This is a genomic window from Amycolatopsis sp. CA-128772 (genome assembly GCF_002904295.1).
In the GTDB taxonomy this organism is placed as follows: Bacteria; Actinomycetota; Actinomycetes; order Mycobacteriales; family Pseudonocardiaceae; genus Amycolatopsis.
Genome location: NZ_PPHG01000119.1, coordinates 1 through 11,398 on the forward strand (window position 1 = coordinate 1; position 11,398 = coordinate 11,398).

Consider the following 11,398-nt stretch of genomic DNA (forward strand, 5'->3'; position numbering starts at 1 on the left):
GCGTACTTCCTCGACCTCTGCGACGAGCTCGGGCTCTACGTCCTGGACGAGCTGACCGGCTGGCAGCACCACTACGACGAAGGCGTCGGCGCACCACTGGTCGAGGCGCTGGTGGAGCGCGACGTCAACCACCCGTCGATCCTGTTCTGGGACAACGGGAACGAGGGTGGCTGGAACACCGCGCTGGACGACGACTTTGCGCAGTACGACCCGCAGCGGCGGGCCGTGCTGCACCCCTGGACGACGTTCAGCGGCGTCGACACGAGCCACTACCAGACCTACAGCAGCACCGCGAGCAAGGCCGCCGGCCCCGCGATCTTCATGCCGACCGAGTTCCTGCACGGCCTCTACGACGGCGGCGCCGGGGCCGGCTTGAACGACTACTGGAAGCTGATGGGCGGGTCGCAGCGTTCGGCGGGCGGGTTCATCTGGGCGCTCGTCGACGAAAGCGTCGTGCGCGACGACCGCGGCGGGGCCCTCGACACCAACGGCAGCCGCGCTCCCGACGGCATCCTCGGACCGTTCCGCGAGAAGGAAGGCAGCTTCTTCACGATCAAGGACATCTGGTCGCCGGTCCAGCTGGCCAGTCCGGCTTATTACGACTCGGTTTTCCCGGCGTCGTTCGACAAGACGGTGAAGCTCGTCAACCGGTACGACTTCACGAACCTGCGTACGTGCCGGTTCACCTGGCAACTGCTGGCGTTCCCTCTGCCCGGCGCGGGGCCCGGCCATCAGGTTCTGTCCCAGGGCCAGGCGGCCGCGCCAGATGTCGCGCCGGGAGCCACCGGCGCGGTGACGCTCGGCCTGCCCGCCGACTGGACCGGCGCCGACGCGCTGCGGCTGAGCGTGACCGACCCGGCCGGCCGGGACGTCAGCAGCTGGACGTGGCGGGTCCGCAAGGCGCCGGACTTCGCGGCGCGCCTGGTCAAGCCCGCGACCACCGGCAGTGTCACCGCGACCGAGACCACCACTGACGTCACGCTCGTCGCCGGTGCCACCCGGGTCACCATCGGCAAATCCAGCGGACGGCTGACCGGCGTGCGCCGCGGCAGCACGCCGGTGTCGCTGGCCAACGGCCCCGCCCCGGCCGGGGGAGCGGCCACGCTCACCGCGTTCAGCCACTTTCGCGACGGCACGGGTTGGGTCGTGCAGGCGGACTACAGCGGCGATCTGACGTCCGTGCGCTGGCGGCTGGACGCCAACGGCTGGCTGCGGCTGGAGTACCGCTACCGCGCCACCGGCGACCACGACCACCTCGGCGTGAACTTCGACTACCCCGAGACGAACGTCCGCGGCCTGACCTGGCTCGGGGACGGGCCGTACCGCGTCTACAAGAACCGGCTGCGCGGCGTGCAGCCTCACGTCTGGAGCAAGCCCTACAACGACACCGCGACCGGGGCGAGCGGGTTCGCCTACCCGGAGTTCAAGGGCTACCACGCGCGGACCTGCTGGGCGGTGCTGGACACGACCGAAGGCGCGGTCACGGTGGTCGCCGCGGAAGAGGGCCTGTTCCTGCGGCTGTTCACCCCGGCCACCGGACCGGATCCGCAGAACGCCGTAGCCACCTACCCGGCGGGCGGTATCTCGCTGCTGGACGGCATCGCGCCGATCGGCAACAAGTTCCACGGCGTCGCGTCGCTGGGCCCGGAGAGCCGGCCGAACGCGGCCACCGGCGACTACTATCGGACGGTGCACTTCCGCTTCGACGCGTGAGTGAGGATCGCCGAGAATTCGGCGGGGCGTGATCGGAGTCGCCCGTCACTCAGGTGCGGAGATGGCTTGTCCCGGGAGTCGAGGGTCGACAAGGACTTTGGCAAGTCCATGGGGATTGGCGAGTTCAGCGAAGGCCGCGGGTACGCCGGCGAGCCCGACGCGTCCGGTCAACAGCGGTGATGCGTCAAGGTGGCCTTCGGCCAAGGCGTGGAGGGTGTCGCGGAACTCGAGGGGTGTGTAGCCGACGGCGAAGCGGAGGTCGATTTCCTTATTGATCGCCATGGCGGGGCGCCATTGGTCAGTGCCCATGCAGACACCGACAACCACGACCTTGGAGTGCAGTGGCGTGTCGGCGAGCACCCGTTCCAGCATTCCCGGCGCGCCGACGCATTCGAACACGACCGGGGCCTTGGGTGCGGTCAGGCCGGCTTTGTCGAGCAGGCGCCACGTGTTCCACCAGGGGATCGGTAGCCGGCTGAGCCCCTCGACCGCGTCCATGGCGGCCGTGATCGGGCCCTGCATGGTGGTGAAGTGCCGCCGGTCGCCGTGTTCGAACGGAGAGACTTCTCGGGGATCGACGACCAGGTCCGCGCCGCACTTGACCGCGAGCTGACGGCGCAGCGGGGACAGGTCGCTGGCGATGATTTTCCGCACGCCACGGGCCTGGAGAACGCTGATCACCGCGAGGCCGACCGGGCCGCAGCCGAGGACCACAGCGACGTCGCCGCGCCGCAGCCGACCCCGGTTGACCGCGTGCCAGGCGACCGCCATGGGTTCGGTCAGCGCGGCGAGGTCGGGAGCGAGCCCGTTGGGGACGGCCAGGGTGAGTGCCTCCTGCACCACGACGCGCTCGGCATATCCGCCTGGTGCCTTGGCCGACAGGCCCACGGCGTGAACTTCCGCGCCGTGGCGGACAAGCGGAAGTGCCACCACCGGCGTCCCGGCGGGGAGCTTGCCGCGGGTGCCTGGTCCGCGCTCGGCGACCACGCCGTAGATCTCGTGGCCGAGCACAACCGGATCGTCCGCGCGCATGTAGTCGGGATAGCCGATCTCGACCAGGACGTCGGCGAGGTCGTCGGCGTGGAGGCGGGAGTGCAGATCGGAGCCGCAGATGCCGCAGCGCTGGACTTCCAGGACCAGTTGTCCCCGGCCGGGAGCCGGGTCGGGTACGTCGGTGACGGCCAGCTCGTGGTGGTGGCAGACGACCGCCTTCATCGTGCGGCTTCGGCGGTGTGCGACCCGGTGCCCGCGGTAGAGAGGCGGTATGCGGTCGAGGTGCGTCGCGTGGCCAGGTGGCGGAAGCGCCAAGTCCAGTCCGGCCACAGGGTGGCGTTGCGGCCGGTGGCGTCGAAGTAGAAGCTGCGGCAGCCGCCGAGCTGCCAGACGGTGGTGGACATCTTCCGGTCGAGTTCGCGGTTGTAGGCGTCGTGGGCCCGCCGGTCGACTTCGATGGTGGTGGCGCCCGTCCGATCCATCGCTGCGAGCTGATTGCGGATGTGGTTGGCTTGCGCCTCGATCATGTAGACCATCGAGCTGTGCCCGAGACCGGTGTTGGGGCCGAGCATCAGGAACAGGTTCGGAAAGCCCGGGACGGACGTGCCGAGGTAGGCCCGCGGCGAGCCCGCCCAGTGCTCGGCGAGCGTGCTGCCGCCGCGGCCGCGCAGCCGCGCGGCGACAGGGATGTCGGTGACGTGGTAACCGGTGCCGAAGATGATGGCGTCGACCTCCCGCTCGACGCCGTCGCGGTCGACGACGGAGTGCGGTCGCACCTCGGCCAGTGCCGAGCTGACCAGCTCGACGTGGGGCTTCTGCAGTGCCGGGTACCAACGGTTGGACGGCACCAGCCGCTTGCAGCCGAGCGTGTAGTCGGGGGTGAGCCGGTTGCGCAGCTCGGGGTCCTGGACCTGCTTGGCCAAGTGGGCTTTGGCGACCGTCGCCAGCCGGTCCATGAGCGCGGGCCTTTTGACGAAGCCCAGGACGAGGGCTTCCTTGGCGGTGTAGACGCCGGCCCGGACCGCCTTCTGCGCCGGCGGCAGTCGCCGGTAGAGCGCCCGTTCGCGGTCGCTGATGGCGCGTTTCGGGTGGGGCACGATCCACGGAGCGGTGCGCTGCAGCACGAACAACCGACGTACGCGGTCGGCGATCTCGGGAACGTACTGGATCGCGGAGGCGCCGCTGCCGATGGAGGCGACCACCTTGCCGGTCAGGTCGAAGGAGTGGTCCCACCGGGCCGAGTGCATCAACTGCCCTTCGAACGCGTCGATGCCGGGAACGTCGGGGAACACGGGCTCGGTCAGTGGGCCCACCGCCGAGACCAGTACTTGGGCGTCGTACTCCCCGTCGCTGGTGTTGATCCGCCACCGCCGGGTGTCCTCGTTCCACGCCGCGTCGTGCATTTCCACGCCGAACCGCAAATGATCGTCCAACTTGAACTTCGCCGCGCAGGACTTGAGGTAGGCGTGGATTTCGGCCTGCGCGGAGTAGGTGCTCGTCCACCCGGGGTTGGGGGCGAAGGAGAACGAATAGAGGTGGGACGGTACGTCGCAGGTGCAACCGGGATAGGTGTTGGACTTCCAGACGCCACCCACGTCGTCGTTGCGCTCGAGGATCAGCAGGTCGTGGATCCCCGACCGCTTGAGCTGACGAGCCAGTCCGATCCCGGCGAACCCGCTGCCGATGATGATCACTCTTGCGCTTCCGCCCACTGCGTGGCCTCCCCGATCCGGCGCGTCGCTTCAAAGTACGCACTCGGTACTTTTGAAGCAAGCCGGGTCATCGGGGGCCGGTGAGGACCGCCTCGTGGATGGTGACGATCGGAGCGAGGAGGGAGCCGAGTTCAGGAGGCTGTCCCGGGGGTGTGGCCCGGATGACGCGGGTCGCGAGTTCGTCGGCGGCCCCGATCGCCCCGATGAGCTCCAGGTCCGACGGGCGGTGGACCGCCGGGTCTTCCTCGGCGGCGTTCTCGGCGAGCCGGGCGAGGTTCCGCGCGTGCCGTTCCAGGACCTGATCGCGTTGGTCGAGGAGAAGGGGTCCGGCGGCGCGCAGTTCGACCATGAAGCTGACCGCGTACGCCGGCGCGTTCTCGAATCCGTCGAGGTATGCCTGCACCCCGGCTCGAAGCCGTTCTCGCCAGGCTGCGCCGCCCACCTCGGCGACCCGGTCGTGGATGAGGTCGAGGAGTTGCCGGCTGGCTTGGAGGTGGGCTCGGGCGAAGGCGTCCTGCTTGTCGGTGAACCACGCGTAGAAAGCGGACCGTGACACCCGGGCCCTGCCGATCACGTGCTGCACGGAAGTCGGCGGGTAACCGCGCGCGGCCACCTCTTCGGTCACCGCCTGCAAGATCCGGCCCTGCTGTGACGCGGCGACCTCGGACCCGGACAGGGCGGCGCGTCCCCGGGGCAGGTCGAGTCGGTTGGGCATCAGGGTCAACGTGGCCGGCAGGTCCTCGCTGCTTCCCGGGTCGCTCACGGGTGCAGGATAACGGACCCCTTCGGCGCCGATGCTTCCCTTGGTTGCGCCGCCGTGCAAAAGTACAAACATGGTTTCCAAAAAAGGGCCTACTGCCTCGACGGACGGGAAGCGCTCTTTCGCGGGTCAGTCGTTGCTCGGCAAAGTCGTCGGCGCCGTACTCGCGCCCGTTCTACTGGGAGGCGTCTCCGGGCTGCTGCTCGGCGCATCGGCCCCGGTTTACTGGGTAGTGCAGGTCCTCGTGGCCATCGGCGGTTTCTTCGGTGGCTTCGAGCACCACGGCTGGCGACCGGGGTTGATCCGCGGAATCACCGGCGGGGTGCTCTACGGGGCGGCGCTCCTCGCCGTCCGCGCCCTGACCGGCTGGACGGACGCGATCGACCTGGGCGACGTTCCCGGTCTTCTCGTCGTCGTCACGGCTCTCGCCGGCGCCGTGGCAGGTGGGCTCGGAGGTGGGGTGCGCGCCCGGCGCTGAAGGGCGACAGGACTTCAAAGGGGACGCGGTCGGCACGGAACAGCAGGCGCGCTGTCGTCCTGACGGCCTCCGGTCCCCGATTGGCGGCGGCACGCTCGTTGACGGATCTTGACGTGGGCAGCATCGGAGCCTAGCGTATGAAACGAGCGTTACAGATAGATTAGAGCAACGGGGTCCCTCCTGATGCCGGCGGAGGTAAGCGCGTCGTGGCACGCCCTCAGTCCGAGACGCGGGACCGTTTTGCGGCCATGCGGTCGGTTCGACGGAGCTCTCTGCTTTCCCCGCCACCCCATACGACCACCACTCACGGCAGGACTTCTCCATGGCATCACCTCATTCCCCGGCCGCGTCCGCCCGCCCCGGGGGCGCCGGCCTGCTGGCCGGCCGCACGGTGTCGCGCATCGGCTACGGTGCGATGCAGCTCGCCCGCCTGCGCGCGGACCGCGACGCGGGCGTGGCCATCCTCCGCCGCGCAGTCGACCTCGGCGTGGACCACATCGACACCGCGAACTTCTACGGTGACGGCTTCGTCAACAGGCTGATCCGGGAAGCGGTACGGCCCGCGGACGGCGTCACCGTCGTGAGCAAGGTCGGAGCCACGGCCAACCCCGGCGGTCCGCGGCCTCTGCGGCTCGCCCAGCGTCCCGAGGAACTGCGGGCGGAGGTGGAGGCCAACCTGGCCGGCCTCGGCGTCGAACAGCTCGCGGTGGTCAACCTGCGTCGCGCCGACGCCGGTCCGGGCCTGCGCCCCGAGGGCGACCAGGTGGTCGATCTCGACGACCAGCTCGCCGTGATGACCACGCTGCGCGACGAGGGCAAGATCGGCGCCATCGGACTCAGCAGCGTCAGCCTGGAAGTGCTGCGCCGCGCCCTGCCCGTCGGTCCGGTCTGCGTGCAGAACGCCTACAGCCTGGTGGCTCGCGACGACGACGAGGTGCTGGAACTCTGCCTCGCCGAAGGCATCGCCTGGGTGCCGTACTTCCCGTTGGGCGGCGCCGTCCCCGGCCTGCCGAAGGTCACCGACGAGCCCGCCGTGATCGCCGCCGCGGAGGTCGCGGGCTGCACCCCCGCACAGATCGGCCTGGCCTGGATCCTGCGGCATGCCCCGCACACCCTCCTCATCCCCGGTACCGCGGACGCCGGGCACCTGCAGGCGAACGTCGACGCCGGAGCGGTGGAACTGGACGACAAAACCCTCGCGAGCCTGGACGCCATTTCAAGCTCCGGTGACTCCGGACCGGACAGGGCATGACCGGCGCGCTGGTGCTGGGCGGCGGCGGCGTTGCCGGAGTGGCCTGGACGACCGGCCTGTTGACGGGGCTGGCCGAAGCGGGTCAGGACGTCAGCGGGGCCGAGCTGATCGTCGGGACCTCGGCAGGCGCGACGGTCGCGGCGCAGGTGGGGAGCGGGTTGAGCTTGGCCGACCTCTACCTCCGGCAGGTCGAACCCGAGTTGCAGGCCGCCGAGATCGTGGTCGAGGTGGACCGGGCGACCCTCGCTTCGGCGATGGCCGCCGCTGTGCGGAATGCCTCGTCGGCGCTGGAGGTCCGGCGCGCCGTGGGGCGGCTCGCGCTGGAGGCCGGCACGGTATCGGAAGCCGAGCGGCGCGCGGTGATCGAATCGCGCCTGCCCTGCCACGAGTGGCCGGCACGGGCGGTGAAGATCGTCGCGGTCGACGCCGAGAGCGGTGAGCCGCGCGTGTTCGACGGTGAGTCCGGCGTGAGCCTGGTCGACGCCGTCGCGGCGAGTTGCGCTGTGCCCGGCGTGTGGCCCCCCGTGACGATCGGAGGGCGCCGGTACGTCGACGGCGGCGTGCGTTCCCACACGAACGCCGACTGCGCCGCCGGAGCGTCACGTGTCCTGGTGGTCGCGCCGACGGGACCGCCATCACCGATGCCGAGCGAGAAGCCGTTGACGGAAGTCATCGAGGAACTGCGAGCCGGTGGGTCCGAGGTCGCCGTGGTCGAGCCGGACGATGCGGTGCGCCTGGCGATCGGCGGGAACGCACTGGACCCGGCCACGCGCGGACCGGCCGCCGAAGCCGGACGCGCCCAGGGCCGCCGTCTGCAGATCGAGTGGAAGAAGGCCTGAGCTGGAAGCGTGTGGGTGACGGCTGCCGGCGCCGACCGCGCCCCGGTCCTGAGCGGAGGGCGGGCCGGCCCCCTCCTTCAGAAAATCGCGAGAGGGTTGACCGGCACTCCGCTCGCGCCGTGGACGGGCATCGCTCCCAGCGCGAAAAGGAAGTCGTGACGGCTCAGTTCGCTGCAGGCGTCGGCCAACGCGGATACGTCCGCGTTGTCGACCAGGGGCAGACCCAGCCGGGCGAGGCCGATCCCGTGCAGCACCGGCGGTGCCCCGGCGCCCGGCGGGAGGTCGCCGATGTCACTGGCCAGCACGCTGATCTCACGCTCGGCCATCCACCGGACCGCGTCCAGCGTCATCGCCGGCAACGGTTCGGCCAGGTCCCGGTGGACGACCCAGCCGCCGCGCACCACCAGGGCGTCGCCGGACTGGACGCGAACACCGGCCCGCTGCGCGGCAGCGTCGAGATCCGCGGCGGTCACCTCGTGGCCCGGCGTGAGCCGGCCACCCGGCGCCAGGTCGAGGAACACTCCGGCGGTGGTGATCCCGGCGGCGAACGGTGTCGTCGATGCGTGCTGCAAGGTGCCCCGGCCCGCCGCGTCGTCGACCGCGACACCGGGGTAGACCCGGCCGTCCACCGGGAAGTGCGCCAGTGCGTCGACGTGCGTCAGTGCGACGTGGTGGGTGTTCACGACGAGGACGTCGGACAGCGCCCTCGCCGGCGACCCGGTGAAGTAGAGCAACTGCTGTACCGGCGCCGGCATCGGGGTGAGCCCGTGCGGCACCGGGCCACCTCCGGCGAGGGGCACCGCGGCGACGGGGTGGGCGAGCGACACCGCGCGCCCGATGCGGACCGACGCCGCGCCCCGGGCCCGTGACCGGTCGGTGATGAAGTTCAGCGTTCCGCGTTCGTCGCGCTCGCCCCAGCGGCCCCAATTGCTCGGCATGTCCGTCGGCTGATCGTTCACGAGGCACGTGCCGGCGCGAGGCGCGGGAACAGCCGTTCGGCGTTGCCGCGGTTGAGAGCGTGACGCTGCCCGTCGGTCAGCTCGAACGCGTCGAGCCGTTCGGTGAACTGGCGGGACTGGTCCGGACGGAATTCGTAAGGCCAGTCCGAGCCGAAGGTGAGGTGCGCGGGGTCGGCGAAGGCCAGCAGCGAAGGGAGCGCGTACGGGCTCCCGGTCAGCGCTGTGTCGTAGTAGAAGGTCTTCAACTGGGCCACTGTGTCGGCCTCGTCGGTCTCCCGTGAAATCATGCTGGCGATCCGGGTGGCGGCGTAGGGGACGTAGCCCCCGCCGTGGGAGAGCAGGACCCGCAGCCGGGGATAGCGGTGCGGACAGTCGTGCTTGACGAGGTTCACCGCCGCGCGGGTGCTGTCGGCCAGGAAGTCGACCACACCCGAGGTGACCCCCTCGACCCCCGGCCCCGGCAGGGCGGCGGGGTGGACGAAGAGCACCGTTTCCCGCTCGTCGAGCAGCTGCATCAGCGGATCCCAGCGCGGCGAGCCGACGTAGGTGCCATCGACGTTGCCGAACAGGATGACGCCGTCGGCGCCCAGGTCGTCCAGCGCGTACCGGGCCTCCTCCAGGGAGGCGTCGAGGTCGGGCAGCGCCAGCGTCGCGAAGAAGCCGAAGTGTCCGGGATCCTCGCGCACCAGCTCTCCGCAGAACTCGTTGACCGTGCGCGCCAGCCGGCGTACTCGTGCGGGATCGTCGCCCGGCCCCCAGCGGACGCTGGGGTTGGGCACCGAAAGGATCGCGGTGCCGATGCCGATCGCGTCCATGGCCGCCAGCGCGGTTTCCGCGTTCCAGTCGATCAGCGGCCCCTGGTAGTCGGGGTTCTCCTTGAGCCAGGCCAGATATGCGGGAGGCACCACGTGGGTGTGGGTGTCGATGCGCCCTCGCACCCGCTCCGGTACCGGCGGCGTGTTGGTCGCCGCGTGCTCGACAACGGCCATGACGATCTCCTTCGGTGGTAACGCGTCCAGAACCGCGCGGTCAGGGCGCCGCGCGGGATTGCTGTTCGTCAGCCAGCCGGATCAGCGCGTCGGCGAGCTGCGCCATCGTTCCCGAGTGCGCCGTCGAGCCGGCCTGCGCGGCCAGGAAGGCGCCCTCGAACGTGGCCCCGGCGATGTCGACCAGCCGGTCCGCGATCTCGACGGCCGCCGGCCCCCCGGGCTCCGCGAAGCAGAGGGCCAGTGCGTCGCGCAACCCTTCGCGCTGTTGCTGCCTCAGCCGGGCGACGGCGGCGTTCGCCTCACCGGTGGGTGCGCTGAGGAGCAGGATGGTTTGCAGGCGCAGGAACCCGGGTGACTGTTCGATGATCCGGGCCGCGCGCTGCAGCACCCAGGTCACCCGCTCTCGCGGAGACCCGTCTCGAGGCACGTCGTCGAGGGACGTCTCCGCCGCGAAGCGGGCCGCTCCCCGCTCCATCACCGCCTTGAGGACGCCTTCCTTCGAGCCGAAGTGCCAGTAGATGGAACTGGCCGGCAGTCCGGAGGCACTGGCCAGCGCGGAGATGCTGGTGCCGTCGTAGCCGCGGGCGGCCATCAGTTCGCTGGCCGCATCGAGGATGTCCTCTCGGGAGCGGTCGCCCTGCTGCTGGCGCCGGTTCTTGGGAGGTGGTGAACTCATTGCCGCAGCTTACGGAGAGGACCGGCGCCCACCACCCGAGCGCCGTTCACGACGCTCCATCCGCGGAGGTGACCGACCGGATCCGCAGTAACCGCAGGATCGCGGTCCTGCGCGTGGCAGGCTTGCGGCGCCAGGCGGCGAGGCCGACGGCGAGCAGGAGGGCTGCGCCGTTGAAGAGGTCGGGGGTCCAGATGGGCAGGCCGGCCAGCTGGAGGCCTTTGACGCCGACGGCGAGGACGTAGGCGGCGACGACGGTGCCCCAGATGTTGAACCGGCCGCCGCGGAACTGGGTGGAGCCGAGGAACACCGCGGCGATCACTGGCAGCAGGAAACCTGGTCCGATGGTCGGGTCTCCGGCCGACAGCTGAGCCGTCTCCAGCAGCCCCGCCCCCGCCGCGACCACACCGGAGGTGATCAGGGCGTAGAGCAGGATGCGTGAGGTGCGCACGCCGGTGAGGGCGGCGGCGTGCGGGTTGCCGCCGGTGGCGTAGATCCGTCGGCCGAGTGGGGTGCGTTCCAGGACGTACCACAGGAGGGTGGCGACGGCGATCATGATCCAGAACGGGTAGGCCAGGCCGAGGAACTGGCCGGTGGCGATCCGGGAGAAGCCGGGGGGCAGGCCGACGATCTGCTCACTGCCCGACAGCCAGGCGATCACGGCGGTCAGCAGTGAGGACACGCCCAAGGTGGCGATGAAGGACGGGATCCTCGCCCGGGTGATCAACAGCCAGGACAGCACTCCGACCCCGGCTCCCGCCACCAATGACAACAGCACTGCCACCGCCACGGGCAGGTGCCCGAGCAGCAGCCAGGCGACCACGATCGCGCCCAGTCCGACCTCGGTCCCGATCGCCAGATCCACCACGCCGGCGGCGATCGGCACCACCAAACCCACCGCGACCAGACAGGTGATCGCCTGGTCCGACAGCAACGACCGCCAGGTGCCGGCGGTCAGGAAGGAGTCGGGTACCCACAGCGAGAACACCACGACCATGACCGCCAGCAGGTACAACGCAGCCACGTTGCG

General features: G+C 70.5%; 11 protein-coding genes. 4 read left to right on the forward strand and 7 right to left on the reverse strand.

Annotated features, from left to right (window positions below):
• Nucleotides 1-1,713: glycoside hydrolase family 2 TIM barrel-domain containing protein (locus C2L59_RS46595; protein WP_233224099.1), on the forward strand; the 1,713-nt coding region annotated here is incomplete at its 5' end.
• A gap of 45 nt (nt 1,714-1,758) precedes the next feature.
• Here the strand turns inward: C2L59_RS46595 and C2L59_RS46600 are convergent.
• From C2L59_RS46600 to C2L59_RS46610, 3 genes are all read right to left on the reverse strand, one after another.
• Entirely contained in the window at nt 1,759-2,928 is a 1,170-nt protein-coding gene (locus C2L59_RS46600; protein ID WP_103355990.1) for a zinc-binding dehydrogenase, read from the reverse strand.
• The gene (locus C2L59_RS46605; protein ID WP_199199826.1) at nt 2,925-4,400 is read right to left on the reverse strand and encodes an NAD(P)/FAD-dependent oxidoreductase; all 1,476 of its coding nucleotides are present in this window, start codon (nt 4,398-4,400) and stop codon (nt 2,925-2,927) included. Before C2L59_RS46605 ends, C2L59_RS46600 begins: the two co-directional genes overlap by 4 nt.
• A gap of 85 nt (nt 4,401-4,485) precedes the next feature.
• On the reverse strand, nt 4,486-5,181 hold the full coding sequence (locus C2L59_RS46610) for a TetR/AcrR family transcriptional regulator (RefSeq protein ID WP_158263174.1): 696 nt from the start codon (nt 5,179-5,181) through the stop codon (nt 4,486-4,488).
• 133 nt (nt 5,182-5,314) lie between these two features.
• Here C2L59_RS46610 and C2L59_RS46615 point away from each other — a divergent pair, with 133 nt between their 5' ends.
• The 3 genes from C2L59_RS46615 to C2L59_RS46625 all read left to right on the forward strand — a co-directional run bounded on the left by C2L59_RS46615 (nt 5,315) and on the right by C2L59_RS46625 (nt 7,747).
• Nucleotides 5,315-5,656: a hypothetical protein gene (locus C2L59_RS46615; RefSeq protein ID WP_146060550.1), complete on the forward strand. Its 342-nt coding sequence runs from the start codon at nt 5,315-5,317 to the stop codon at nt 5,654-5,656.
• A gap of 322 nt (nt 5,657-5,978) precedes the next feature.
• A complete protein-coding gene (locus C2L59_RS46620) occupies nt 5,979-6,908 on the forward strand; it encodes an aldo/keto reductase (protein ID WP_103355994.1) in 930 nt (309 codons plus the stop codon).
• Entirely contained in the window at nt 6,905-7,747 is an 843-nt protein-coding gene (locus C2L59_RS46625) for a patatin-like phospholipase family protein (protein ID WP_103355995.1), read from the forward strand. The genes C2L59_RS46620 and C2L59_RS46625 overlap by 4 nt, the downstream gene beginning before the upstream one ends.
• Before the next feature lie 77 nt (nt 7,748-7,824).
• On the opposite strand, the gene C2L59_RS46630 is transcribed toward C2L59_RS46625, so the two are convergent.
• The 4 genes from C2L59_RS46630 to C2L59_RS46645 all read right to left on the reverse strand — a co-directional run.
• Entirely contained in the window at nt 7,825-8,706 is an 882-nt protein-coding gene (locus C2L59_RS46630; protein WP_199199828.1) for a cyclase family protein, read from the reverse strand.
• Complete coding sequence (locus C2L59_RS46635; RefSeq protein ID WP_103355996.1) at nt 8,703-9,695, reverse strand: amidohydrolase family protein; 993 nt, start codon at nt 9,693-9,695, stop codon at nt 8,703-8,705. The genes C2L59_RS46630 and C2L59_RS46635 overlap by 4 nt, the downstream gene beginning before the upstream one ends.
• Nucleotides 9,696-9,735: 40 nt before the next feature.
• Nucleotides 9,736-10,371 carry a TetR/AcrR family transcriptional regulator gene (locus C2L59_RS46640; protein ID WP_103355997.1) on the reverse strand — a complete coding sequence of 212 codons (636 nt, stop codon included), beginning with the start codon at nt 10,369-10,371 and terminating at the stop codon, nt 9,736-9,738.
• Nucleotides 10,372-10,417: 46 nt separating this feature from the next.
• The coding region (locus C2L59_RS46645) for an ABC transporter permease (protein ID WP_233224100.1) at nt 10,418-11,398 on the reverse strand (981 nt) is incomplete at its 5' end.